21 protein-coding genes are annotated in these 25,620 nt (G+C 36.0%); 13 read left to right on the top strand and 8 right to left on the bottom strand.

Annotated elements, in window-relative coordinates; genetic code table 11:
• Positions 1–90: 90 nt before the first annotated feature.
• Complete coding sequence (locus A1704_RS22675; protein ID WP_062676264.1) at positions 91–1,146, bottom strand: Gfo/Idh/MocA family oxidoreductase; 1,056 nt, start codon at positions 1,144–1,146, stop codon at positions 91–93.
• Positions 1,147–1,326: 180 nt separating this feature from the next.
• Between A1704_RS22675 and A1704_RS22680 the strand changes: the two genes are divergently transcribed.
• From A1704_RS22680 to A1704_RS22690, 3 genes are all read left to right on the top strand, one after another.
• Complete coding sequence (locus A1704_RS22680) at positions 1,327–3,519, top strand: TonB-dependent siderophore receptor (protein WP_062676265.1); 2,193 nt, start codon at positions 1,327–1,329, stop codon at positions 3,517–3,519.
• 102 nt (positions 3,520–3,621) lie between these two features.
• The gene (locus A1704_RS22685) at positions 3,622–4,137 is read left to right on the top strand and encodes a hypothetical protein (RefSeq protein WP_062676266.1); all 516 of its coding nucleotides are present in this window, start codon (positions 3,622–3,624) and stop codon (positions 4,135–4,137) included.
• 269 nt (positions 4,138–4,406) lie between these two features.
• Complete coding sequence (locus A1704_RS22690) at positions 4,407–4,997, top strand: outer membrane beta-barrel protein (protein ID WP_047435061.1); 591 nt, start codon at positions 4,407–4,409, stop codon at positions 4,995–4,997.
• A gap of 99 nt (positions 4,998–5,096) precedes the next feature.
• Here the strand turns inward: A1704_RS22690 and A1704_RS22695 are convergent, their stop codons facing one another.
• The gene (locus tag A1704_RS22695) at positions 5,097–5,732 is read right to left on the bottom strand and encodes a peroxiredoxin (protein WP_062676267.1); all 636 of its coding nucleotides are present in this window, start codon (positions 5,730–5,732) and stop codon (positions 5,097–5,099) included.
• 94 nt (positions 5,733–5,826) lie between these two features.
• Between A1704_RS22695 and A1704_RS22700 the strand changes: the two genes are divergently transcribed.
• Entirely contained in the window at positions 5,827–6,711 is an 885-nt protein-coding gene (locus A1704_RS22700; RefSeq protein ID WP_062676268.1) for a mechanosensitive ion channel family protein, read from the top strand.
• A 55-nt stretch (positions 6,712–6,766) separates the two neighbouring features.
• Here A1704_RS22700 and A1704_RS22705 read toward each other — a convergent pair whose 3' ends face one another.
• Both A1704_RS22705 and sucC read right to left on the bottom strand, forming a co-directional pair.
• A complete protein-coding gene (locus tag A1704_RS22705) occupies positions 6,767–8,968 on the bottom strand; it encodes a reprolysin-like metallopeptidase (RefSeq protein ID WP_062676269.1) in 2,202 nt (733 codons plus the stop codon).
• Positions 8,969–9,350: 382 nt separating this feature from the next.
• Positions 9,351–10,541 (bottom strand): ADP-forming succinate--CoA ligase subunit beta, encoded by a 1,191-nt coding sequence (gene sucC / locus A1704_RS22710; RefSeq protein ID WP_062676270.1) that lies wholly within the window; start codon positions 10,539–10,541, stop codon positions 9,351–9,353.
• Positions 10,542–10,997: 456 nt separating this feature from the next.
• Here sucC and A1704_RS22715 point away from each other — a divergent pair, with 456 nt between their 5' ends.
• From A1704_RS22715 to A1704_RS22725, 3 genes are read left to right on the top strand one after another with little or no spacing between them, the layout of a single operon-like run.
• A complete protein-coding gene (locus A1704_RS22715) occupies positions 10,998–12,668 on the top strand; it encodes a peptidase domain-containing ABC transporter (protein ID WP_062676271.1) in 1,671 nt (556 codons plus the stop codon).
• A gap of 4 nt (positions 12,669–12,672) precedes the next feature.
• Positions 12,673–13,986 carry an HlyD family secretion protein gene (locus tag A1704_RS22720; protein ID WP_062676272.1) on the top strand — a complete coding sequence of 438 codons (1,314 nt, stop codon included), beginning with the start codon at positions 12,673–12,675 and terminating at the stop codon, positions 13,984–13,986.
• A complete protein-coding gene (locus A1704_RS22725; RefSeq protein WP_065119731.1) occupies positions 13,970–15,373 on the top strand; it encodes a TolC family protein in 1,404 nt (467 codons plus the stop codon). Before A1704_RS22720 ends, A1704_RS22725 begins: the two co-directional genes overlap by 17 nt.
• A gap of 221 nt (positions 15,374–15,594) precedes the next feature.
• On the opposite strand, the gene A1704_RS22730 is transcribed toward A1704_RS22725, so the two are convergent.
• The 3 genes from A1704_RS22730 to A1704_RS22740 form a co-directional block, all read right to left on the bottom strand.
• Positions 15,595–15,981: a DUF423 domain-containing protein gene (locus tag A1704_RS22730; RefSeq protein WP_062676274.1), complete on the bottom strand. Its 387-nt coding sequence runs from the start codon at positions 15,979–15,981 to the stop codon at positions 15,595–15,597.
• 1 nt (position 15,982) lies between these two features.
• Positions 15,983–17,071, bottom strand: a complete 1,089-nt coding sequence (locus tag A1704_RS22735) for a hypothetical protein (RefSeq protein ID WP_062676275.1) — start codon at positions 17,069–17,071, stop codon at positions 15,983–15,985.
• A 166-nt stretch (positions 17,072–17,237) separates the two neighbouring features.
• Positions 17,238–18,566, bottom strand: coding sequence for a hydroxymethylglutaryl-CoA reductase, degradative (locus A1704_RS22740; protein WP_062676276.1), 1,329 nt, complete (start codon positions 18,564–18,566; stop codon positions 17,238–17,240).
• A gap of 156 nt (positions 18,567–18,722) precedes the next feature.
• Between A1704_RS22740 and A1704_RS22745 the strand changes: the two genes are divergently transcribed.
• The gene (locus A1704_RS22745) at positions 18,723–19,982 is read left to right on the top strand and encodes a putative DNA modification/repair radical SAM protein (RefSeq protein WP_062676277.1); all 1,260 of its coding nucleotides are present in this window, start codon (positions 18,723–18,725) and stop codon (positions 19,980–19,982) included.
• Between the two features lie 152 nt (positions 19,983–20,134).
• On the top strand, positions 20,135–20,893 hold the full coding sequence (locus A1704_RS22750; protein WP_062676278.1) for a TIGR03915 family putative DNA repair protein: 759 nt from the start codon (positions 20,135–20,137) through the stop codon (positions 20,891–20,893).
• Between the two features lie 323 nt (positions 20,894–21,216).
• Here the strand turns inward: A1704_RS22750 and A1704_RS22755 are convergent, their stop codons facing one another.
• The gene (locus tag A1704_RS22755) at positions 21,217–22,017 is read right to left on the bottom strand and encodes a DNA alkylation repair protein (protein ID WP_062676279.1); all 801 of its coding nucleotides are present in this window, start codon (positions 22,015–22,017) and stop codon (positions 21,217–21,219) included.
• A 94-nt stretch (positions 22,018–22,111) separates the two neighbouring features.
• Between A1704_RS22755 and A1704_RS22760 the strand changes: the two genes are divergently transcribed.
• The 4 genes from A1704_RS22760 to gap all read left to right on the top strand — a co-directional run bounded on the left by A1704_RS22760 (position 22,112) and on the right by gap (position 25,510).
• Positions 22,112–22,462 (top strand): winged helix-turn-helix transcriptional regulator, encoded by a 351-nt coding sequence (locus tag A1704_RS22760; RefSeq protein ID WP_062676280.1) that lies wholly within the window; start codon positions 22,112–22,114, stop codon positions 22,460–22,462.
• Between the two features lie 62 nt (positions 22,463–22,524).
• On the top strand, positions 22,525–23,403 hold the full coding sequence (locus A1704_RS22765) for a DUF4846 domain-containing protein (protein ID WP_062676281.1): 879 nt from the start codon (positions 22,525–22,527) through the stop codon (positions 23,401–23,403).
• Positions 23,404–23,486: 83 nt separating this feature from the next.
• Positions 23,487–24,473: a 6-phosphofructokinase gene (gene pfkA / locus A1704_RS22770; RefSeq protein WP_062676282.1), complete on the top strand. Its 987-nt coding sequence runs from the start codon at positions 23,487–23,489 to the stop codon at positions 24,471–24,473.
• 32 nt (positions 24,474–24,505) lie between these two features.
• A complete protein-coding gene (gap, locus tag A1704_RS22775; protein ID WP_047096698.1) occupies positions 24,506–25,510 on the top strand; it encodes a type I glyceraldehyde-3-phosphate dehydrogenase in 1,005 nt (334 codons plus the stop codon).
• Positions 25,511–25,620: the final 110 nt, after the last annotated feature.

Here is a 25,620-nt window from a genome sequence, read left to right on the forward strand (position 1 = left end):
AGAGTTTTAGAGTAAACGAATTGAAGACTTCTCATCACAACTGTTATCAACTTTGAATCTTGAATTCATTGATAATTCATAACTCATCATTTATAATTCTATTATTCTTTCTTCTTTTGCACTTTTAAGAGAAGTATCTATGATTTTCATATTCTGAATAACTTCTTTTCCGGGAGATGGTAAAGCATATCCAAAAACGATGTGTTCATAAATTTGCTGGTAATAATTCATGTAGTTTCCGGCTTCACTGGAGGTAAGAATTCTCTCTGTTTCAGAATCATCATTCAGGAAGTTTAAAATTCCGTCCGGCTCTTTCAGAGGCTGTGTCCATTCTTTACCATATTCAGGAACAGCACCTGCTACCAGTTCATTTTCCTGATTATCGGTTCTTTCCTGCAGGAAAGTTCCTTTGTCTCCATGAATAGTGTAAGCATAATGTCCTTCTTTACTGAAAACAGATGATTTCAGTCTTACCCTCATATTATCTTTATAGAATAAGAGAATTTCAAAATAATCGTTAGCGAACTCAGTTCCTTTCATAGAAAACACGTCTGCAAACAATTTTTCAGGATATCCAAAATACTGCACCGCCTGATCTACAAGATGTGCCCCCAGATCGTGAAGTGATCCTGCCCCCACCTGATCAGGACTTTCTTTATGCTGTTTTCCACTGGCGGTTGTACGGAATCTGTCAAAACGAATTTCAGCTTCTTTAATATTACCTATTTTCTTATCATCAAGAATCTTTTGAACCTGTAGAAAGTCGCGGTCGAATCTTCTGTTTTGATATACGCTTAAAAACAATCCTTTTTCTTCTGCTAATTGCACCAGCTCTTCTGCTTCAGAAACATTTACTGTAAAGGGTTTTTCCACAACAATATTTTTTCCTGCTTCCAGTGCTTTTTTGGCGTACTCATAATGAGTCTGAACCGGGGTATTGATAATCACCAATTCTACATCACCATGCTGAAGCATTTCTTCCACGGAACGGTAGATGGTTGCTTCCGGATACTTTTCCTTCGATTCTTCCTTACTTCTTTCCACCACAGCAGACATAAAAAATCCCGGATGTTCTTTTAAGAAGGGAGCATGGAATACTTTCCCACTCATTCCAAAGGCGCAAAGCCCTGCTTTTACCAATTGCATATTATAATTTTTAACAAATATATTCATAAAAAATTTTCTATCCCTTAGTCTAAGCGGCTATAGAAATAATCCATCTCATCAACACTAAGAATATGATTTAAATCATAAAATTATTTTTATCTATTCTAAACAAATACTTACATTTGCGCCTTATTTAAAACTGTTCTACATAAAAATAAAATGAAAAGACAATTACTTTCTTTAGGTCTTCTATTCATCGCTGTTTCAGCAAGTTCACAGCTGAAAAACGTTGAAGCAGATACTATCAGAACTCAGACCATTGAGGATATTAACCTTCACAAAACAGGAAATCCTAACCAGGCAAGACCATTATCAACAAAATCTAATCTGACGGTAATGGAAAACCCTCAGCCTATTGCTATTGTTACTCATGAAATCATTGAGCAGCAGCAGGCAAAACAGCTGAGTGATGTTATTAAAAATGTAAATGGTATTTACCTAACATCTGCAAGAGGAGGATCTCAAGATAGTTTTGGTGGAAGAGGGTTTATTTTTGGAAATGACAATATTTTTAAAAACGGAGCAAAAGTAAACAGTGGCGTTTTTCCTGAAGTAAGTGGTCTGGAAAGAGTGGAAGTTTTAAAAGGAGCAAATGCCATGTTGTATGGTAACGTCGGACCTGGTGGAATTGTAAATCTTATTACAAAGAAACCAAGATTTGAATTTGGCGGATCAGTTGGATTAAGTGGAGGTAGCTGGAATTCTTACAAACCTATGTTTGACATTTATGGACAATTAAGCAAAAAAGTAGCATTCAGAGTTAATGGTACTTATGAATATGCTGAAAGTTTCAGAGATATGGTAGAGTCTAAAAAGCACTATTTCAACCCATCTTTTGTTTTCAACTTGAGTGAAAACACACAGTTAATTGTAGAAGCTGACTACTTATATCATAATTTCACTCCTGATTTTGGAATTGGAAGTGTTACTGATAAAACCACTGGAGTATCAAGATTGGCGACTGAAGTTGATCGTAGAAGCTTTTTGGGAGCCAACTGGCAGTATCAAACCAATCAACAAGCTACTACTGATGTTGTTTTGAATCATCAATTGAACAGTAAGTGGAGCTTAAATGCAGTTGCTTCTTATCAGAACTATACGAAAGATTATTTTTCAACGGAAAGAATTCAATGGCAGTATGAATCTGCAAAAGGAAATTTTAACCCATCTTGGAACAGAACTTTAGGAAGAAATTATACAGAACAGAACTATACTTCATTACAAGTTAACCTAAACGGTGAATTCAAAACCGGTAATATCATTCATAAAGTGCTATTCGGAGCTGATGGAGATTATGGCTTAGCAGATACTTATGCTTATAATTTCACAAATCCTGCTAATGTCAACTATGGGACTTTATATTTAAATAATCCTTCTACTTGGTCAAATGACGGTGCTATGCCAGACACCTACAGAGCATCTAGAAACAGAATAGCTACAAAAAGATTTGGCCTTTATGCACAGGATTTAATCAGTGTTACTAAAGAATTCAAAGTGTTAGCAGGTGTAAGATGGTCTTATTTAAAAAATGAAGATACTGAAGTAAAAGATTTCTTAAAAGGAACAGAAACACCTACAGTAAACAGTGGTTTACAAGCACACGCAGTATCTCCAAAAGTAGGATTAATTTATAATCCTAATGATAATTTATCAGTTTTTGCAACGTATACCAATTCATTCTCACCGAATTCCGGGTTTGATCAAAACAATCAATCCTTAAAAGCATCCACAATTGATCAGTATGAGGTAGGAGTTAAAAAAAATCTTTGGAACAATGCTATAGCTGTTAACTTAACTGCTTATCAAATAAATAATAGAGACGCTTATACATCTCCATACCTTGCAGACAATAAACTTGCTTTATATAAGGTATATGCTGGTAACATAAGAAGTAGAGGTGTTGAATTGGATATCACAGGAAACCCTACGAAATATCTATCCCTAATAGGAGGTATTTCTTATAATAATACTGTATATACAAAAACTCCAAATGACGGATTTGTTGAAGATCAAAAATTGGTAAGAACTCCTGCTCTTACAGCAAATGCTTCCGTATTCTATACCTTTACAGACTTTGTAAAAGGTCTGAAAGTAGGAGCTACGGCATTCTATACCGGAAAAAGACAAGCCGGATGGAATGACGTAAAAGGACAAACTCAGCAGACTAGAATGATTGATATCAATGGGTTTACAACTGTTGATATAAGTATAGGTTATGGTTGGAAAAAATTCTCTATCCAGGGGAAAGTGGGCAACCTGTTTGATGTTGTAAACTACAATGTTCACGAGAATTATTCAGTGAATCCTATTACGCCTAGAAATTACTATTTCACATTGACATACAGACTCTAGAATTTCTAGAATTCTTTAAATAATAATTCTTTCATTAAAAGTGGAGATTGCATTTTTGCAGTTTCCACTTTTGAAATTTTAAACAAAAACAAAACAATAGATATGGATAAGATTAAAGACACAAGAAGCTTCATGAGAATTACACACCGTTATCTGGGATATTTCCTTGCCGGAATTATGGCGGTATATTCGTTAAGTGGAATCCTTCTGGTGTACAGAGACACTGATTTTCTGAAAAGCGAAAAAAAATATGAAAAAAACATTGCTGCCAATCTTTCAGAGAAAGAACTGAAAAAAGAACTGAAGATGAAAGGCCTGGAAGTGGAAAAAACAGAAGGAAGCGTTCTTTATTTTAAACAGGGAACTTATGACAGTGCCACCGGAAAAGCCAAATACACTAAGAAGGAACTTCCTTTTGTATTGGATAAAATGGTTTCTCTTCACAAATCACAATCTAAAGATGCTATATCTCCTCTAAGTGTATTCTTCGGAGTTTCCCTTTTCTTTTTTGTCATCTCAAGTTTCTGGATGTTTAATCCTAAGACAAAAGCATTCAAACGTGGAATCAAGTTTACGATTGCCGGCTTGATCATTTCCATCATTCTTTTGTTTATTTAATATAATAGGAAGGCAGATCAAAAGAAAAAACAGCAATTTGGAACATTAACAAAATAACATCTGTTTTTATCATTTTCATTCCAAAAGGCCTGTTTTATTTTCTTTATCATTATGATATCCTTAGTTAATCTGTTAAAAAAGTAAATTATATCTCACTGGTAATCTTAACGTTTATTTAGAAAAATTACGTAAAATTAAGAGTCTGGCACATTTATTGTTTTTTCTATAATTCGTGAATAATAAACATTTAATTATTAAAATAATAAATTATGAAAAAACTTATTTTAACAGGAATATTAGCCGTAGCAGGCTTAACAGCAACTGCCAACGCTCAGATTCAAAAAGGTAATTGGATGGTAGGGGGTAACCTTGTAGGGGCAAATTTTGGTTTAAATGAAGGAGCAGGATACAACTTTGCAATTCAGCCTAAAGGAGCCTATTTCATTGAAGATAATATCGCAGTTGGGGGATATGTAGATTTAGGTTTCAAAGGAGCTAAAGATGCACCCACTACTTTCACTTATAACGTAGGAGCATTAGGACGTTATTATCTTAATCCGGGAGAGCAAGGAGTAAACAACTTACTACACCACGGAAGATGGTTCTTCGAAGGTAACGTAGGTGTTGGAGGGATGTCAATCTCTAAAGGAGGTTCTTCTTCTAACGGTCTTAACTTTGGATTCGGACCTGGATATTCTTACTTCATCACTCCAAACATCGGATTGGAAGGTTTAGTGAAATATGATGCAAACGCTGGATTCGGAAGCGGTGGATACACTAACAAAATTACTTTTGGTTTAGGTTTCCAGATTTATCTTCCAACGTCTAAAGCAAAACAAATCATCAACGACGTTAAGTAATCACTGAAATACTTATAAAAAAAATGAAAGCGCCCCGGAAATAAATTTCCGGGGCGCTTTTCGTACAAATTAAAACTAAACTATAAAAAATCAAATAAATCATGTATTAGGTTGTGGAGTGTATCTCAAATACGGTTTTATTTCCGTTACACCTTTTGGGAATATTTTTCGTGCTTCTTCTGTAGAAATGGTTGGAGGTATAATAACATCTTCTCCGGTTTTCCAATTTACAGGAGTGGCTACACGATAATTATCTACCAACTGTAAAGAATCCAGCACTCTAAGGATCTCGTTAAAATTCCTTCCTGTAGAGGCCGGATAGGTAATAATCAGTCTTACTTTTTTGGAAGGATCAATAATCAGAAGAGAACGTACTGTAGCGGTAGCCGAAGCATTAGGATGAATAAAATCATACAGTTCTGAAACCTTTCTGTCTTTATCGGCAATAATAGGAAACTGAACTTGGGTGTTCTGAGTTTCATTAATATCTTTAACCCAATTTTGATGATCTTCTACCCCATCTACACTCAGGGCAATTACTTTCGTACCTCTGGCATCAAACTCAGACTGAAGTTTTGCAGTATATCCCAACTCTGTTGTGCATACCGGTGTGTAGTCTGCAGGATGCGAAAACAGAATTCCCCAGGAATCTCCCAGATAATTATAAAAATTGATATCGCCTACTGATGATTCTGCTTGAAAGTTGGGCGCTGTATCTCCTAGTTTGATTGACATAATGTTCTTTCTTTATAGTCTACAAATTTAGTAGACTTTTTGGAACTGGCAAATTTTTTGATGAAAATTTATATCTTTAATTAAAATTTTATTCATGGAGAAAACCGGACTGAGGTATGTAGATCTTGTTTACAAGGTATTGGAAAATTGGTATATCACCTTCGCAGAACTTACACCCAAGCTGATTGTTGGAATTTTAGTATTTACCTTTTTCCTGGTTACCAGCAAATATTTAAGCCAGGCAGCGGTAAAATTATTCCATAAATTTTTTCCTAAAAGTCGCAAAGAGAGTTCATTAGTCACCTTAATCAGTGTATTCAGATTTTTGATCATGCTGATGGGAACCTTTATTGCTCTTGAAATAATGGGTTTCAGTGGCTTTCTTTGGAAGTTTATCGGAAGCCTAGGAGTTGCGGGGGTTATTGCCGGGGTTGCTCTGAAAGACCTGGTATCCAGTATTTTCTCAGGAATGCTTATTGGAATTGACAAAGCTTACAAGGTAGGAGATTATATTACCATCGGAACCCACTCAGGAACAGTACAGGAAATCGGGTTTCTCACTACAAAAATTCTTACCGATGACGGAAAGAAAGCTTATATACCCAATCAAGTAGTATTCAATGCTCCATTTTACAATATTACCGCTTCGCCACAGCGCAGAATTATTTTAAACTTTGAAATTCCGGCTGATGAAGATATTACCAAAGCTCAGAAAGGAATTCTTGATGTGGTTAAAAACCTTGATAATGTGGATAAGCTTGACACTGTAGAAGTGATTTTTACAGATTTGAAGCAAGGTGCATTTAACCTCCAGGTAAAATTCTGGATAAAAGTAGGGGCTAATCTTGCGCAGGTAAGAAGCCAGGCTTATTTAGGGATTAAAGAACGCTTTGATACGGATAAAATTCAGCTGGTAACGCCAACGAGTATCAGTATTACCAATGGCGAGACTAACTTGCCGGAAAATCTCGACAAATAAAAGGTCGGAAGAATTTTTCCTCCGACCATGACACTTCCAGAAAGAAGTTTTCATTTTATTTATTGATAATAAGTTTCTCTGTATATTTCTTACCGTTTGTTGTATTGACAGTTACAAAATAAGTTCCTGCAGCAAAATCATGAACCTGAATTTTTGCGTAACCTTTCAGATTTCCTTTTTTCACAATCCTTCCTGAACTATCCATTAGGCTGTACAGAGCTTCACTATTTTCATCATCTAGTCTGATATTCACTTCATCATGAGAAGGATTAGGATAAACAGCAAAACGATTTGTCTTTATTTCTTTTTTAACCTGCGAAGCTGTTTTCGCTATGGAAAAATTAGTTGTATTCACAGCAAAATAAATATTTCCCACGGCTTTCACCATAATTCTTGCTGTTCCAATATTTTCATTAGGAAAATTAACTACAGCAGAGCCATTGTTAGGAACATTGGCTGCAAGAACAGTATCAAAATGATAGCCTCCATCTTTGGAAAGAAGAATGGTAACATACTTTGTGTTTACAGCTCCTGTATCCGTTCCTGCCACATTCCACTTTATGGTATGGGTACCCGGACTATATGAGTTTCCTGTATGCGAGGTTACTTTAAATGGTCCGGCATTCGTTACGGTTACTACCATAGCATCATGAGCCGTTTGATTTCCCGTTGCTCTATTATCATTAACAAGCAGTGAAAAATTCAAAGTTCTTGCAACGTTAGGAGTAACTTCCCACATAGGAGTTAAGTTATTAGATAAAACAGCTGACAAATGCGGGAAATATCTCATATTCTCAGTTTTTGGTAATCTCGATCGGTATACAGGGCCTTGGACATTAGAAGGAAGTGGCGGCTGTATGTTATTTTTGTTGTCATATTGTTCCCATAAATAGGTAAGCGGATCATTATCCGGATCTGTTCCCTGACCTGTCAGTAAAAATGCAGTTCCTTTAGGAATAGAATAATCCAGGCCTGCGTTAGCAGTAGGAACCCTGTTAACCATTCGTCTTTTAGCAGAGCAATCGATATCCCTTGATATAGTATAATACATTTCTTTTACGCTGGCAGCATGGAAATAAGCATCACTATGCGGCTGAATACTATTTCCTCCGCATATTCCTGCATATCCCATAATAGTACTGGCACTTCCCGGCTCATACGCTGTTCTGTTATTTACATTTCCTTTACAAGCTACGGTATTAGCCCTGAAGGTATGATTGGCTCCAAACTGATGTCCCATTTCATGGGCAACATAATCTATATCAAAAGGATCATTAATGGGAGTACCGGAACCTGTAACCCCCTGTGCTTTCAATTTAGAACATATAACCCTCAACCCTGCAACTCCGCCACTGTTGACTCCAAAAACATGACCTATATTGTAATGTGCAAATCCTATCACATTATTGATGTTTTTTACATTCTCATTAAGCATCTTATCCTCATCCCCATTGGTATAGGGGTCAGTTGCCGGATTTCTGTAAATAAGAAGATGGTTATTAGCCACCATCACCATGGTAACGGCTATCGTTTTTTCATATACTCCGTTTACTCTTGTCATTGTGGTAGCCATTGCGGCCATTGCACCATGAATTGTTCCGCCGTGATATTTGGTATACTCTCCCGTAACTGCCAATGCCAGCTTATACGTTCTGAATACCCCGTCCGAAACCATAGGCCTGCCGGAAACAAAATTATCTGACAGCTGATCATTACCCAATAGCTGATCGGCATCTTCCTGTATGCTGCATCTGAAAGGCGTAGGATTTTCCGGTAAATCTTCTCTTTTATAATAGATAAAAGAAGTATTATCCTTGGTATAGGCATCCAGATAGCTGATGTTCCATCCATTGAAATACATTATACTGATTCCTGTTTCCGGACTGGTACTGAAACGTATTGTATTTTCCGGATGATTTTCTTCCCACCCGGTGTAAGAACGGATATCGGAGAATCTTTCCTGAAGCTCAGGTTCCATTATTGAAGCTTCCTGTACAATATAATCATGAAACTCTCCATCAGCATCCGGAAATTTCAGAACAAGGCTATGGTCATCAGAAAAGCGTTCGGGAGCTTTTTTCAGTTCTTCCTTAATCTTATCAAGGTCAAGATTATACAGGGAAAATGTTTTCGGCATTACATTTCTGGGAGCAAGCTCTTTTTCTTTCTCCCCATCCGTCTTTTTCCAATAGTTTTGTTGTCCAAAAGTTAATACTGCACCCAATAAACCGAAAAAAATAAATGTTTTGTTTTTCATAGATTTTCATTATTTGTGTTAAACATTGATATGCTCCGCAATAGAATTCAATACAAAATGAACCTCCTTTTTGCGTATCATAACTTCCTATAAATACAACATTTATTAAAAATAAAAGCAATTAAGAATAAAAAACTTTTTTTTCAAAAAATTGATTTAATTACACAATACATTTTTCTTTTTCTATTTTTATTTTTACAATAACATCTAATTATGATAAATTTAAAAATAGCTTAAAAACTACCCAATTTCCAGTTGTTATCCCCAAAAACAGTTATCAGCTCCTCATTTTTACATTGATTGCTGGAATTATAATAGATAAACACAAAAAAAACCGCTCCAAAAAATGGAACGGTTTTCTTATTTTATTTAAAATTTTAGGTTACGCTAAAACTTCTTTTACTTTGTTTGCCGCTTCTTCTAAAGTAATTGCAGAGTGTACCGGAAGACCAGACTCGTCAATTAATTTTTTAGCTTCTACAGCGTTAGTTCCCTGTAATCTTACGATCAATGGAACAGGAAGGCTACCCATAGCTTTGTAAGCATCTACAACCCCCTGAGCAACTCTGTCACATCTTACAATACCTCCGAAGATGTTAATCAAAATAGCTTTTACGTTTGGATCTCTTAAGATGATTCCGAAAGCTGTCTGTACTCTCTGAGCATCTGCAGTACCACCTACGTCAAGGAAGTTTGCAGGGTTACCACCAGATAATTTGATGATATCCATAGTCGCCATTGCAAGACCAGCTCCGTTTACCATACAAGCAACGTTACCATCAAGTTTTACGAAGTTAAGACCTGCTTCACCAGCTTCTACATCCATTGGATCTTCTTCTCTTGTATCTCTCAATTCTGCTAAGTCTTTGTGACGGAACAATGAGTTGTCATCTAAAGTTACTTTAGCATCTACAGCGATAATTTTGTTATCGGAAGTTTTTAATACAGGGTTGATTTCGAAAAGAGATGCATCAATACCTGTGTAAGCATTATAAAGAGAACCGATGAATTTTACAAATTCTTTGAAAGCATTTCCTTCAAGACCTAGGTTGAAAGCAATTTTTCTAGCCTGGAATCCCTGAAGACCTAAAGCAGGATCAATGATTTCTTTGTGGATCAAATGAGGAGTTACTTCAGCAACGTGCTCAATATCCATACCACCTTCAGTAGAATATACGATTGTATTTTTACCTTCAGCTCTGTCTAATAGAATAGAAACATAAAATTCTTTAGTTTCTGACTCACCTGGATAATATACATCCTCTGCAACCAAAACAGAATTTACTTTTTTACCTTCAGCAGAAGTTTGTGGAGTAATCAACTGCATTCCGATGATGTTCTGAGCGTTTTCTTTAAGCTTATCCATGTTTGGAGAGAACTTTACACCACCACCTTTACCACGACCACCTGCGTGGATCTGAGCTTTTACTACCCACCCTTGAGCGCCAGTTTCAGCAGTTAGTTTTTCAGCAGCAGCTACAGCTTCATCTACGTTGTTTGCAACGAAACCACGTTGGATAGCTACTCCATACTTTGATAAAATCTCTTTTGATTGATACTCGTGAAGATTCATATTATTTTTATTATTTTATTTTAATATTTAAAGGTTGACAAATTTACTAAAAATGAATAAGGTTAAAAAGAAAATTATAGAACTTTTAACGCATTCTGTAAGTTTATATGCGATCTTATCAGATTCAAGGCGGTGAATCTATGAATAATATGATAATGATCATAAAAAAACTAAATCTCACGATCATATTCTAATGACATTTTAATGTCATTCTAATGTAGATAAGAATATTAACAAATCCCATCTATTATCTTTGAAGCCCGGAAATAAAACATACCTATTTCATGAATTTTCAGATGAAATTCAATTCAGGTAAAAGTCCTTATTTCAGAAAAAGTGATCACCAAATCCTATCAATTTCCTGGAAAACAAAAGCTGTTTCCAGTGACAACAGATGATATTCAAAGGAAAATTCACAACTTAAAAAAACAGTTAATCTTTTACTAAAGAAGAAAAATGGAAATACCAGCTAATGAACAGGGAAAAAGGCTCATCCGCTACATTACAAAAGAAAAAAAAGATGTTACCAATATTTATTTCTATGCTATTCTGAATGGTTTAGTCTTGCTGAGCGTACCTTTAGGAATACAGTCTATTGTAAGCTTTGTGATGGGAGCTACGATGACAACTTCCATTTATATCCTCATATTTTTTGTCGTAATCGGAACCTGGCTTGCCGGATATTTCAGATTAAAAGTGATCCAGATAATTGAAAAGATACAGCAGAAAATATTTGTAGAATTTTCCATCGCCATAGCAGACAAAATCCCCAAAGCAGATCTTTCCTACACCAGAAAATACTACCTTCCGGAACTTGTCAACCGATTCTTTGATATTCAGAATCTTCAGAAAGGAATTTCAAAAATATTACTGGAAATTCCTACTGCTTTAATACAGATTGTTTTTGGGATTCTCTTGCTCTCTTTTTATCATCCTTGGTTTTTAGCATTCGGAGGTCTGGTTATTCTCTCTGTTGTAATTATTTTCAGATATACGATGGAAAGCGGAATCAAATCCAGCATTGAAGAGAGCAACAAAAAATACGATACAGCAGCATGGATAGAGGATATCGCCGGTTCTGTAAAAACATTTAAAATGCATTCTGAAGATGATTCTCATTTAAAAGGAACTGATGAAAGAGTGATAGAATATCTTAAGCACAGAACAGCTCATTTTAAAGTACTCGTTTTTCAGTATAAAACAATTATTGCTTTTAAAGTCATCATTACTTTAGCAATGCTGGCCATTGGAACCTATCTTCTGATTAATCAAAAGCTGAATATCGGAGCATTCATTGCCACAGAAATTGTTGTTCTAAGCATCATGTCTGCTGTAGAAAAGCTTATTGTAAGCCTTGAAAGTTATTATGATCTGATTGCGTCTTTTGCCAAACTCTCTAAAATCACTGAACTTAAAGAGGAACCCAACGGAGAAATCACATTATCTCAGAAAGAAAAAGGGACAGAAATTGAATTTAAAAATGTAAGCTTTTCATTTAATGATAATACTCCCATCCTTTCGGACCTTAATTTCAAAATCAAAGAAAACAGTCTGAACATTCTAACAGGAAAACTGGGAGCGGGAAAAACCCTTCTGCTTAATATGATCACAGGATTCTTCGAGCCCAGCTCAGGAGCAATTCTGATTGATAAAATTCCATTAAAAAATATAGAGAAAAAACACTGGAGAAATAATGTTGGACTTTATCTGGAAAATATGAAGATCATTCAGGGAACCGTTAAAGAAAACATCCTATTAGGAAGCAGCCAGAGCCACACAGAAGATATTCTTGAGCTTTCTGAAAATATGGATATAGAAAATATTTCAAGTATGTTCAGCAGCGGATTCTTTACAGAAGTAAGTGAAACTGATCCTGAAATCACATTCAGTTCAAAGAAAAAAATACTGCTGCTTCGTGCTCTCCTCGGTAACAAAAAACTTATCATTCTGGAAAATCCTTTTGCAGGAATCCGTGAAGAATATCAGGACAAAATGATAAAATATCTCCAGAAAATCAAGGAAAACACAACTATTATTATTGTTTCTCAGGATACAGAACTGCTACAATATGCCGATCAGCATTTTCATCTGGAAGGAGGAACATTAAAAACACTTCAAAACAATTAGTAAAATGAAACTACAGTCGTTTGACAATATCTATCATATTCATAAAAAGTCACGGGTAAAAAGATGGTTTCTGTTTATCTTCATAGGCGGTATAATTACCTTATTTCTCCCTTGGACACAGAATATTAAAGTGAAAGGAAATGTAACCTCTCTTTATCAGGAACAGCGTCCACAGCAACTTCACTCTCCTATCCCGGGAAAAATCATCAAATGGTATGTTAAAAACGGAGATTATGTAAAAAAAGGAGATACTTTACTGCAGCTTTCCGAAATAAAAGATGATTATTTAGATCCGCTTTTGGTACAGAGAACACAGGAACAGGTAAATGCTAAAAAGGGAGTAAGAAATTTCTATGAAGCAAAAGCAGTAACAGTGAAAACCCAGCTTGAAGCCTTACATTCAGCCAGAAACTTAAAACTGAATCAGCTCAAAATAAAAATAAGCCAGCTTAATAATAAACTTACCGGTGAAGAAGCAGAACTCACCGCTGCTAGTAATGAACTTAAGCTTTCAGAAGACCAGTTTGCGCGGCAGAAAAAAATGTATGAGGAAGGTTTGGTTTCTCTTACCCAGTTTCAGCAAAGAAGTATTTCTTATCAAAATGCTGTTGCCAAAAAAACAGCATCAGAAAATAAAGTGGCTCAAACCCGTCAGGAAATTATCAATATAGGAATTGAACAGAATTCTGTGATTCAGGATTACACAGAGAAACTCAGTAAAATAGAAGGAGACCGTTTTCAAAACATGGGGCAGATTGAGGGCAGTGAAGGTGAAATTGCCAAGCTCGAAAATCAAGTGGCCAATTACAAAGCAAGACAGGGCTTATATTTCATTATTGCATCACAGGACGGTCAGATTGTACAGCTTAATAAAACAGGAATTGGTGAAGTTTTAAAAGATGGTGAAAATATTGGGACAATTGTTCCCACAGCAGTAGATTATGCAGTTGAGATTTATATAAAACCTGTGGATCTCCCGCTTGTGAAAGAAGGTCAGCGTGTGATGTGCATTTTTGATGGATTTCCTGCCATTGTATTCTCGGGATGGCCCAATTCCAGCTACGGAACATTTGCAGGCAAGGTGGTTGCCGTGGAAAGCAATATCAGTGCAAACGGACTTTTTAAAGCATTGATTATTGAAGATAAAAAGGAAAAAAGATGGCCTCCAAAAATTAAAATGGGAGGAGGTGTACAGGGAATTGCCATTCTTAATGATGTTCCTATCTGGTATGAACTATGGAGAAATATCAACGGTTTTCCACCAGATTATTATGAAGTAAAAAATGATCAAACTGCTAACTATGAGAAAACAAAGTAAACTTCTTTTTATATTGATCTTTCTTTTTTTCCAGTATCATAAAGCACAGGATTCTCTCATGATTTCAGCAAATGAATTTCTAGCGGTGGTAAAAAATTATCATCCAATGGCATTGAAATATCAACTGCAAAACAAAATTGCGCAATCTGAGATTACTAAAGCAAGAGGAAATTTTGATCCTATTTTAGGAGGAAAACTGGGCGAAAAGAACATTGACGGTGTACAATATTACAGACAAAAAAATATTGAACTGGGTATTCCTACCTGGTACGGAATTGATCTTACGGCAGGATATCAATATCTGGATGGTGAAAAACTCAACTCCAGTGAAACCAAAGGTGGCATTTACAGCATGGGAATTACTGTTCCTTTAGCTAAAAATCTTTTGTATGATAAACGAAGAGCAGCATTGGATCAGGCGAAATTTGCTTCGAAAATGACGGAAGCTGAACAGACTGTACTTACCAATGAACTTCTTCTTGAAGCAGAAAACACCTATTGGGAATGGGTACAAAGTTTCGAAATTTACAAGCTGCAAAACAAAGCGGTTGAGGTCAGCAAAAAACGTCTGCAGCTCACCCGGAAAACTTTTGAATATGGAGAAAGAGCAGCTATCGATACTGTTGAAGCAGCTTCTCAGCTACAGAGCTTTGAACTTCAGCAGAAAGAAGCCTATTTAAATTTTGTTAAAAACACCCAGCAGCTGCAGTTATTTTTATGGAAAGAGAATCGTGAAATTTATGAAATCTCACAACTTTTTTATCCTGCAGATCATCTTTCAGATCATACCGCCTACTCAGATTTTGAATTTCTTCTGCAGGAAATTAAAACAAAAGAAACCACCAACCATTGGTCTGTACAGTATTATACTCAGAAACATCATATTTTAGAAAGTGAACGGAAGCTGAAATGGCAGAGCTTTCTTCCCAAGTTTGATTTTACTTATAATTTCTTCAACAAAGAGAATTATCAGTCAGATTACCTTCCTCTTTTTGACAATAATTTTCAATATGGATTAAAACTTGAAATACCGGTATTTCAAAGGGAAGCCAAAGCCAGTTATCAAATGGCCAAAATTAAAATAGAACAAAATAAACTTGATACTGAATTCAAGAAAAGAGAGCTTACCACGAAAATTGAAACCTATAAAAACGAACTTTTAAATTACCATACCCAGATAGCCCTTTCACAAAATAATCTTATGAATTACCAGCAACTTCTTACTGCAGAAGAAACAAAGTATGCGAACGGTGAGAGTTCTCTTTTCCTGATCAATTCAAGGGAAAATAAAATGATTGAAGCACAGGAAAAATTCATTTCCATCAAAGCGAAATTTCTTAAAAGCTTTAATAAACTTAAATGGATGAATGAAAATTTCTCTTTATAAAACCAAAAAAGTTCAGGAAACTCCCTGAACTTTTTTATTGATATTCTGGTCTAAAAATACACCAGAAATTGTTTTATAAGTCAATATTACTATTACCGCCCACCAGACCAGTCACAGCCCACATAAAAAAGTGCGGCTGAATACAAACGGATTGAATCTGATAGGTTAATCTAAGAGATTGAATGTTCGTATTAACCTTTTTCTTCTGTTAATCTTCATTCTTATATTCTGTTTTTGGCAAAATATAAGATCAGCATTCCCCAGCTCAAGATCATCATCAGACCTCCAAGCGGAGTGATAGGGCCTAAGAATTTAAGATTCATTCCCAGATAATCCTGCATGCTTAAGAAATAGATACTTACTGAGAATAAAAATGTTCCTGCAATCATTAAAATGGAAGTCCATTTTTCAGCGGAAGTTTCAAATTTTAAGATATATCCGATGATCAGCAGGAAAAAAGCTGCATACATCTGGTATCTTACTCCTGTTTCAAAACTTTCCAGTCTTTCCACAGCTAATATTTTCTTTAAAGCGTGTGCTCCGAATGCACCAAGGATTACAGAAACCATTCCGTAAACTGCTCCAAAAACTAAAGTAATTGTTTTCATTTTATAACTCTTCTAATTCTAGGGTTAAATATTTTTTTGTTTTATGATCCTGCCAGGTTCCTATAATTTTCCTGCCTTGCAAATCTGCTTCCACCAAGGCTTTGAAAATCCATTGGTTGGTTTCTTCACTATAATAATCGTTTTCTATGATGGAGATATGATTACCTTTTATCTTTCCGTTCCACTCAATCAGTTTTTTATTTTTATCATACCAATACAATGCAGTAAAGGAGCTTGTATCATTTTCACTTTCTCCTTTATATAAGCGGCTGATAAAAACAGTGACAGGATATTTGTCATCTATTTTTCCTTTGTACAACTTATTTCTAAAACTGGTGGCACCTATTTTTTCAGAACCGGAAATTAAATTTCTCGCATAAGGACTCCAATATTTTTCCAGTTCTTTGTAGGAAAACTTTATTTCGTGACTGTCGAGGTCATCCAGAGCTCTCATAGCATGGTTGGAGCATCTTCCGGCAACAAAAGTCAGTTTATCTTTTCCGAAAAAATATCTGATGTCTTCTAAAGTATGTTCTGTAAAACAGTCCTCATACATAGCGATCTGATCTTCAGTTTCCTCAGATGGATTTTTTTCTGCTTTCAGCTTGACCAGAAAGTCGGCAATTCTTTTTTTTACTCTTTTCTGAATGATACTTTCAACCATTTTCACGGAATTAGGTTGAAATAAATCTTCAGCATTGATAAAATTTCCTGTTCTCAGATCAAAATTTTTCCAGATCGTAAACCCTTCCGGATAAGCGCCTGAAGCTTCACCATCTATGGCAATACTCAGAATATTCTCAGGAGTTTCAATTTTATCCCAACTATAAAAATAAAGATAGTTTGAATAGGAATTGGTGGCTGTAGAAGCCAGTTTAAAAGGATTTCCGCCAGATCCCGGAACATATTCCAGCTGATCTACCTGGAGAAATGTATTGATTTTATTTTCTACCCGAGGATTTTCCGAATACGAAACAACCGGAAAAACGGTATCTTCAGTTTTCGGCTGCAGATTACTTATTTTCACTTTTTGCTGTTGTGAAAAACTTAACCCCGAAATCAGTAAGAAAAATACAATACTCCTTTTCACTATTTTGATTTTAAGTACATTAAAATGAACTTGGCAACCAATGTAGAAATCCCCAGTATGATAAACATATTGGCGAATTTTTTGGAACTTCTGAAACCTTCATGGTTTGTTTTCTTTAGAAAAAATCCAAAAAGAAGAAATACTATGGGCAAAATGATCTGTAACATTAGTTTCCTCTCATTCTGTTAAACTCGTTGATCACCTCATGGTGGCTCACCGTTTTATCTTTAAAATACGTGACAAAATGCTGTTTTTCTTCTTCAGTGGCTCCCAATTGATTCAGAATGTTCAATAAGTGCATTTTCATATGTCCTTTCTGAATTCCAGTGGTTACCAGAGAACGTAAAGCTCCAAAGTTTTGTGCAAGACCGGAAACAGCAAGAATACTCATCAGCTCCTGTGCAGAAGGTTTTCCAAGAAGAGCCAGAGAGAATTTTACCAAAGGGTGAAGATTGGTAAGTCCTCCCACAACTCCAACAGAAATAGGAAGATCAATCCAGAATCTGAAAATTCCGTTATCTGTTGTACAGTGAGTCAAAGATCTGTATTGTCCGTCTCTTGCAGCATACGCATGTGCACAGGCTTCCGTAGCTCGGAAATCATTTCCGGTAGCGATTACAACGGCATCTACTCCATTCATTACTCCTTTATTATGAGTAGTCGCACGGTAAGGTTCTATTTCTGCAATGGTAACGGCCTGTTTGAATTTAGAAGCAAATTCTTCCGGAGAAATTCCACTGTCATCTTTTAAATCTTCCATTTTACATGAAACCTCAGCTCGTACGATACAGTCAGGCGTAAAGTTGGAAAGAATATTCATTACAATCTGTAGTGAATTCTTTTCTTCCTGAGTAAAATCTTCACTGGTAGCAACTTCCTGTCTCAAAGTCTTTCCGAACTGCTCAAGACATGAATTGATAAAGTTCGCTCCCATTGAATCTACGGTATCGAAGCTTGCTTTCAGCTGGTAATAATTCGGCATTTCTGCTGTTTTATCCACTAGGCTGATATTTAAAATACCTCCACCACGTTTTCTCATATTCGCCGTGATATCTTCTGTAGCTTCAAATAGTTTTTTCTTTAAACTGAAATTAAAGAAATGCAATAATTTGTGCGGTTCTACATTAAAAATAAAGTGGGTATGTCCCAGCTTTTCTGTATTGATAATGGTTGTTTTAAAACCTCCTTTGTCGATCCAGAATTTTGCGGCTTTAGAAGCTGCAGCAACTACAGAACTTTCTTCAACTGCCATTGGAAGCGCCAACAGTTTTCCATCGATTAAAAAGTTTGGAGCAATTCCGTACGGCATATAAAAATTGGAGATGGTATTTTCAGAAAATTCTTCGTGAAGCTTCTGAAGATCTGCATCATCATTCCAGTATTGTTTTAATATATTTTGATATTCCTGGTTTCCTTCAAGATATTCGTTTACGAGCCATTCGATTTTCCCCTGCTTTGGAAGCTTGGAAAAACCTTCGATTGGTTTATGATTCATGATATAAACTTTAATGAGCCGTAAATATAATGATTTTGAGACTCTTTTTTGTTGATAACTTATATGAAAAAAGATTGACTTTTATCAATTTTGGAACTAAATTTGAACAAAATTAAATTACATTTTTGATACAAAACAGATCAAATCTATTAAAATATGAATTTTGACCGTCTTAAAGAAAAGCTGGAAATCCTTGCTGATGCAGCGAAATATGATGTTTCCTGTTCATCAAGCGGAGGTACAAGAAAAAATAAAAAAGGAGCATTAGGAGATAGTTCTGCAAGCGGGATCTGTCATACCTATACAGAAGACGGCAGATGTGTTTCTTTGCTTAAAATCTTAGTGACCAATCACTGTATTTATGATTGTGCTTACTGTGTTTCCAGAAGTTCCAATGATATCAAAAGAGCTGCTTTTACGGTAGAAGAAGTGGTAGATCTTACCATCAATTTTTACCGTCGAAATTATATTGAAGGGTTATTTCTAAGCTCAGGAATTTTCAAAAATGCAGACACAACCATGGAAAGGCTTGTAAGAGTTGCCAAAAAGCTACGTTTGGAAGAGAACTTTAACGGGTATATTCATTTGAAATCTATTCCCGGGGCAAGTGATGATCTGATGCAGGAAGCCGCGTTGTATGCAGATCGGTTATCCGTAAATATTGAAATTCCTACAGAAAGTGGATTAAAATTGCTGGCCCCTGAAAAAAACAGACAGGATATGATCAGCCCGATGCGATATATCCAAAAAGGAATTATTCAGTATAAGGATGAAAAGAAAATTCTGAAAAAAGTTCCCAAGTTTGCTCCTGCCGGACAATCTACACAGATGATTGTAGGGGCAACTAATGAAAACGACCTTCAGATCATTAAAGTTGCTGATCATTTTTATAAAAATTTTAATCTGAAAAGGGTGTATTATTCCGGATATGTTCCGGTGTTGGAAGATCAGAGACTGCCTTCTTTAACGACGGAAGTTCCAATGCTTCGGGAAAACCGACTGTATCAGTCGGACTGGCTGATGAGATTTTATGGCTTTAAAGCGGAAGAAATTTTAGATCCGAATGTTCCTTTTCTTGATCTGGAAATGGATCCTAAATTAAGCTGGGCATTGCGGAATCTGGATCAGTTCCCGGTGAATCTCCAGACTGCCGAATACCGGATGATTTTAAGAATTCCCGGAATCGGAGTGAAAACAGCTCAGAAAATTGTGAGTGCAAGACGTTTTCAGATTTTGACCATTGATCATTTGAAAAAACTCGGAGCAGCTGTGAACCGGGCAAAATATTTTATTGATTTTACTGCGGGAAATGCCTACCTGAAATATTTGACGGATAAAAATTTCAGAAAGCTGCTCATAGGCGGAAGCTCATCCAAATTTCATAACCAGTTTTCGCAACAGCTGACTTTGTTTTGATTTTAAACACAAATGACACCAATATTTTCACAAATGGACACTAATTTATAATACAGCACGACTGTCATTCTGACGAAGGAAGAATCTCTAGATTCTTCACTTCATTTTATTTCGTTCAGAATGACAAGCACATGCAAATTTTAATTCAACACATGACAACCCTACTCTACGATGGAAGTTTCGATGGTCTTTTCACTGCAATATTTGAAGTTTTCGAATACCGTTATAAAGATGTGGAGATTGCAAGCAGTGAAAGATTTCATCAGGAAAACATTTTTGCAGAAATTCACGAAGTAATTACTCAACCAGACAAGTCTGAAAGGGTTTTGAATAAACTGGAGCAGAATATTGGTAAACAGGGCGTTTACAAACTTTTAAAAGTTTTTTTATCTGAAGATCCGGATCTGGAAAACCTCATCTTATCCGCAGTAAGGCAGTCGGTGAAAAAAGCTGAAATTAATATTCTTGAAAACTTTGCCGATTCTGATGTTTTAAAAATTTCAAAAATCTGCAAATCGGTAGACAGGGAAAGGCATAGGATGACTGCATTTGTCCGCTTTGAAAAAATGCAGGATGGTGTTTTTTTCTCCAAAATAGATCCCGATTTCAATGTTCTTCCTTTAATCAGAAAACATTTTAAAGACCGATATCAGGATCAGAAATGGATGATCTACGATCTTCGAAGAAACTATGGCCTTTTATATAATCTGAACGATTGTGAATTTTTCTACCCTGATGAAAAACTTGATCTTAACCATTATCAACAGAAGTTCCATGATGAGGAAAAGGGCTATCAGCTACTTTGGCAGCGTTATTTCACGAAAACCAATATTGTGGAAAGAAAAAATATGAAACTGCATATTCAGCATGTTCCGAAAAGGTACTGGAAATATCTGACTGAAAAATGGTAGCCGGAATTCCATATTGTGGATAACTTTTTATTTGGATGATAAAAGCTGCGATTCCAAATTCTTTTTTGACCCATATTTTTTAATCTGTTCATTTTACGGGAGATAGAATCCACATTAATTGAAAACTCATATTGTGGATAACTTTTTCCAGTTAACATATAGTTAACATTGAAAATATATCAGTGTTCTTTTTCATGCAGAAATTAAGCAAATAAAGGCACTTCCCGGGAAAAAAGGAATATATAAATATGACGTAAAGCCATGTAAATCTGTGACCTATATGATCAAAAACTAAATCAACATTTTTATTTTGTGGATAACTCTTACTTTTTAAGGGTTCGCAGAGCTTTCTTTACGATATACTGTGTTTCTTTTGTCGGACTTTCCCGAAGCCATTCATCGCAGATTTCCACTACAAATTCGGGTTGAGATTTGCTGGCATCATTCAGCCAGTTGCCAACACTATCCTGTACATATCTGGAGGAATCAGATCGTAAAGATTCCAGTATTTCCAGTCCAAGCCCTGGATTATGTTTTAAAGCATCAATATGTTCACACCACACACCTCTTGGCCTTGTGGATTCGCTGGCAAAACGTCTTACATTCTCATTATCATCCGCGGTCCACTTTGTTAATATAGATAAACTTTCGTCCAGGTTTTTGGAAATATCCGGACGCACCGTCATCCAGCAGATTTCCCTCACTCCAAAATGAGAGTCAGAAGCAAATGGCTGAATTTTGTTTAATTTTTCCTTAAGTTGTAAATCGTTATTTCTTCCAATCGTATAAGCTGCCCAGCAACGTACCAGATCTGCGGGATGAACTGACAATTTCAAAAGAAATTCGTTATCCTTATTTTTCACAGCCAGATTAAGTAAGCCAATTCCTATTGTTTCATTAATGGTATTGACAGTTTGCTTTTTCAGCTGGTTTACATTTTCTAAAACGGGTGTCATATATTCCGTACGATCATTCTGTAAAAGCAGATTTTCCAACAGCAGCCTTTGATCTACTGCCAGCCATTCCGTAAGATTGGCGGTTTCAATTTCTCCTCTGTTCAGCTGTTCCAAAATATCCGTTGGAATATCTTTGATGGAGCGGGCTCCTTTTCGTTTTTCTGTCATACTATTTAATGATTACCTTTACAAAAGTCTGAAAGTGGGCGGAGAAAAACAATACCGCACATTTTTCCCCCATTGGGATAAAAAAGTCAATTTTATGGAAACAAAGGAAAGAGCTGAAGAAAATAAAATATGTCCGTTGGAAGTTGCTGTTAATACCATCAGTGGAAAATGGAAAATTCCTATTGTCTGGCAGATCAATGAAGGAAAAAAACGTCCCAGTGAGTTTTTACGCGGGATTGCAAAAGTGGACCGGAGAGTTCTCAATCAACAGCTGAGTGAAATGGTGGAAGACGGTATTTTAACGAAGCAGTCTTTTAATGAACTTCCTCCAAAGGTTGAATATACTTTGACGGAACTCGGTGAAAAGCTGGTGAAAATCCTCTGGCAGCTGAATGATTGGGGAAAATTGTTGATTTCTGGAAAAGAGGAGTCGTTGAACCGATAAATTTTCAAATAAGATATTGGCAGATAGGTGAAAAAAAATGATATTTGTGTTCACTAAAACGCATGAAAAAAGTTATCACAGGAATCATTGTTATTCTCATTTACATAGGCTGTACAAAAGAAAAAGTATCAGACCGTTTATTACCTGAACCAGATAAAAATGAGCATTTAATTGCTGAAAATGCTTTAAAAATCAATAAAAATAAAAATACAATCCGGGAAAGATTTTCTCCCCCGGAAGGGTATGAGTGGATAGAAGAAAAACCTGGTTCTTTCGGTCATTTTATTGAAAATTTCACACTGAAACCTTACGGAAGTCGGATTTTAAAATACGATGGAACGCCTATCTCCACCCAGCATCTCCATGAAGCAGTTTTTGATATTGATACCGGAAATAAAGATTTGCAGCAATGTGCTGATGCCGCCATCCGAATGAGAGCTGAATATCTTTATAAGGCAAAAAAATTTAACGAAATTAAATTTCATTTTACAAGCGGTGATCTTTTCAGCTGGAATGATTATAAAAACGGAACGAGAGCTTTTGTAAGCGGAAATTCAGTCAGCTTTAGAAAAACCATGCCTTTTGATGATTCTTACCAAAGTTTCAGAAATTATCTGGACCTGATTTTCAATTATGCAGGAACAATTTCATTAAATAAGGAAACCAAACCGGTCACAAAAAATTCAGATCTGAAAACAGGAGATATTTTAATCACACCGGGAAGTCCCGGACACATTGTTTTTATTTCCGGTGTCTGCCGGAATAAGGAAGGAAAAAGATTATTCTTATTAAGTGAAGGATTCACCCCGGCGCAATCGGTTCATGTACTTTCAAATCCGTTTAATCCCTATTTTACGCCCTGGTACGACCTTGACATCAACAGTTCAGAAACAAAAACTGCACGATATTTTTTTAAACCCACAAACTTCAGAAGCTTTTAATAATTTATATTCAAAACTATTGGAAACTTACTACGATAATCTGAACTTGTTTTTGTAAATTTGTGTTCGAAATTTTTTACTTGATGAAAGAGAGTGCTGTAAAAAAAATTGCAGTTCTTACTTCAGGAGGTGACTCTCCGGGTATGAATGCGGCATTAAGAGCGGTAGTAAGAACCGCCAATTATTATAATATCGAATGCTACGGAGTAAGAGAAGGCTACAATGGTCTTATCAACAATGATTTCCTGAAAATGGGAGCTCGTTCCGTAAAAAATATAATCAACCAGGGTGGAACCATTCTAAAGTCTGCCAGATCCACTGAGTTCAGAACAAAAGAAGGCCGTCAGAAAGCTTACGATAATTGTGTAAAACTAGGAATTGACGGATTGGTATGTATTGGAGGAGACGGAACTTTCACCGGTGCAAAAATCTTTAATGAAGAATTCGGAATCAGAGTAATCGGTATCCCGGGAACTATTGATAACGATATTTTCGGTACAGACAATACCATAGGTTACGACACTGCTTTGAATACTGCAATGGATGCCATTGACAAAATCCGTGACACAGCAACTTCCCACAACAGGGTTTTCTTTGTGGAAGTAATGGGTCGTGATGCTGGTTTTATTGCTTTAAACAGTGGATTGGCAACAGGAGCTCTGGATATCTTAATTCCTGAGAAAAAAGACAGTATTGATGAGCTTTTCACAAAATTCAGGGATGCTGAAAAAACCGGAAAGGCATCAAGTATTGTGGTGGTTGCAGAAGGTGAAAAACTAGCCAACGTTTATGAGCTTGCAGAAAAAACCAAACAAACCTTCCCTGATTATGACATTCGTGTAGCGATTTTGGGACATATGCAGAGAGGAGGTTCTCCAAGCTGTGCAGACAGAGTTTTGGCCAGCAGACTGGGTTATGGTGCTGTAACCGGATTAATGGAAGGACAAACCAATGTAATGGCAGGAATGCGTTCCAACGATCTGACGTATACGCCAATAGAAGAAGCCATTAAAAAACATAACGAAATCAATAAAGATCTTTTACTGATTTCAGAAATTTTAGCAATCTAATTATTTTTATAATCTAATAAAAACAAACTATTATGTCAACAATTAAAGTAGGTATCAACGGTTTTGGTAGAATTGGACGTCTTGTTTTCAGAGCAATGACTGAAAGAGACAACATTGAAGTTGTAGGAATCAATGACCTAATCAATGCAGAATACATGGCTTACATGTTAAAATATGACTCTGTACACGGTATTTTCCCAGGTGAAGTTTCTGTAGAAGGAAATGACCTTGTTGTAAACGGGAAAAAAATCAGAGTAACTGCTGAAAAAGATCCAAGCAACCTAAAGTGGAATGAAATCGGTGCAGATTACGTAGTAGAATCTACTGGTTTATTCTTAGATAAAGAAAGCGCTGCAAAACACATTACTGCAGGTGCTAAGAAAGTAATCCTTTCTGCTCCTTCTAAAGATGATACTCCAATGTTCGTAATGGGTGTAAACCACAAGGAACTTACTGATGATATCAAAATCTTATCAAATGCTTCTTGTACTACAAACTGTTTAGCTCCTTTAGCTAAAGTAATCCACGATAACTTCGGAATCGTAGAAGGTTTGATGACTACTGTACACGCTACAACAGCTACTCAGAAAACTGTTGACGGTCCTTCAATGAAAGACTGGAGAGGTGGTAGAGCTGCTCTGAACAATATCATCCCTTCTTCTACAGGTGCTGCTAAAGCAGTAGGAAAAGTAATCCCTTCATTAAACGGAAAATTAACAGGTATGTCTTTCAGAGTACCAACTGTTGACGTTTCTGTAGTAGATTTAACAGTGAGAATTGAAAAGGCTGCTTCTTATGAAGAAATCTGTTCAGTAATCAAAGCGGCTTCTGAAGGTGAACTGAAAGGGATCCTAGGATATACTGAAGAGGCAGTAGTATCTCAGGACTTCGTAGGAGATAAGAGAACTTCTATCTTCGACAAAGATGCAGGTATTATGCTTTCTCCTAACTTCGTGAAACTTGTTTCCTGGTATGACAACGAAATGGGTTACTCTAACAAGTTAGTTGATATGCTTGTACACGCGGCTTCTTTGTAATAAGTAATGAGTGATAAGTAATATAAGAGGCTGTCCAAAAAGTTTGGTCAGCCTCAATTTTTGCTGATTCTATTCGACCCCTATACAGGAAGAGTATATAAATATCCGAA

The organism is Chryseobacterium cucumeris, assembly GCF_001593385.1.
Classification (GTDB): Bacteria; Bacteroidota; Bacteroidia; order Flavobacteriales; family Weeksellaceae; genus Chryseobacterium; species Chryseobacterium cucumeris.

Bases quoted from the DNA above. Each gene is read 5' to 3' on its own strand.
- A1704_RS22720 (WP_062676272.1), top strand. From the start codon at position 12,673: ATGAAACTACAGTCGTTTGACAATATCTATCATATTCATAAAAAGTCA.
- gap (WP_047096698.1), top strand. From the start codon at position 24,506: ATGTCAACAATTAAAGTAGGTATCAACGGTTTTGGTAGAATTGGACGT.
- A1704_RS22695 (WP_062676267.1), bottom strand. From the start codon at position 5,732: ATGTCAATCAAACTAGGAGATACAGCGCCCAACTTTCAAGCAGAATCA.
- A1704_RS22675 (WP_062676264.1), bottom strand. From the start codon at position 1,146: ATGCAATTGGTAAAAGCAGGGCTTTGCGCCTTTGGAATGAGTGGGAAA.
- A1704_RS22750 (WP_062676278.1), top strand. From the start codon at position 20,135: ATGACAACCCTACTCTACGATGGAAGTTTCGATGGTCTTTTCACTGCA.
- A1704_RS22740 (WP_062676276.1), bottom strand. From the start codon at position 18,566: ATGAATCATAAACCAATCGAAGGTTTTTCCAAGCTTCCAAAGCAGGGG.
- A1704_RS22700 (WP_062676268.1), top strand. From the start codon at position 5,827: ATGGAGAAAACCGGACTGAGGTATGTAGATCTTGTTTACAAGGTATTG.
- A1704_RS22680 (WP_062676265.1), top strand. From the start codon at position 1,327: ATGAAAAGACAATTACTTTCTTTAGGTCTTCTATTCATCGCTGTTTCA.
- A1704_RS22745 (WP_062676277.1), top strand. From the start codon at position 18,723: ATGAATTTTGACCGTCTTAAAGAAAAGCTGGAAATCCTTGCTGATGCA.
- A1704_RS22730 (WP_062676274.1), bottom strand. From the start codon at position 15,981: ATGAAAACAATTACTTTAGTTTTTGGAGCAGTTTACGGAATGGTTTCT.
- A1704_RS22705 (WP_062676269.1), bottom strand. From the start codon at position 8,968: ATGAAAAACAAAACATTTATTTTTTTCGGTTTATTGGGTGCAGTATTA.
- A1704_RS22725 (WP_065119731.1), top strand. From the start codon at position 13,970: ATGAGAAAACAAAGTAAACTTCTTTTTATATTGATCTTTCTTTTTTTC.
- sucC (WP_062676270.1), bottom strand. From the start codon at position 10,541: ATGAATCTTCACGAGTATCAATCAAAAGAGATTTTATCAAAGTATGGA.
- A1704_RS22765 (WP_062676281.1), top strand. From the start codon at position 22,525: ATGAAAAAAGTTATCACAGGAATCATTGTTATTCTCATTTACATAGGC.
- A1704_RS22755 (WP_062676279.1), bottom strand. From the start codon at position 22,017: ATGACAGAAAAACGAAAAGGAGCCCGCTCCATCAAAGATATTCCAACG.
- A1704_RS22715 (WP_062676271.1), top strand. From the start codon at position 10,998: ATGGAAATACCAGCTAATGAACAGGGAAAAAGGCTCATCCGCTACATT.
- A1704_RS22690 (WP_047435061.1), top strand. From the start codon at position 4,407: ATGAAAAAACTTATTTTAACAGGAATATTAGCCGTAGCAGGCTTAACA.
- pfkA (WP_062676282.1), top strand. From the start codon at position 23,487: ATGAAAGAGAGTGCTGTAAAAAAAATTGCAGTTCTTACTTCAGGAGGT.
- A1704_RS22760 (WP_062676280.1), top strand. From the start codon at position 22,112: ATGGAAACAAAGGAAAGAGCTGAAGAAAATAAAATATGTCCGTTGGAA.
- A1704_RS22685 (WP_062676266.1), top strand. From the start codon at position 3,622: ATGGATAAGATTAAAGACACAAGAAGCTTCATGAGAATTACACACCGT.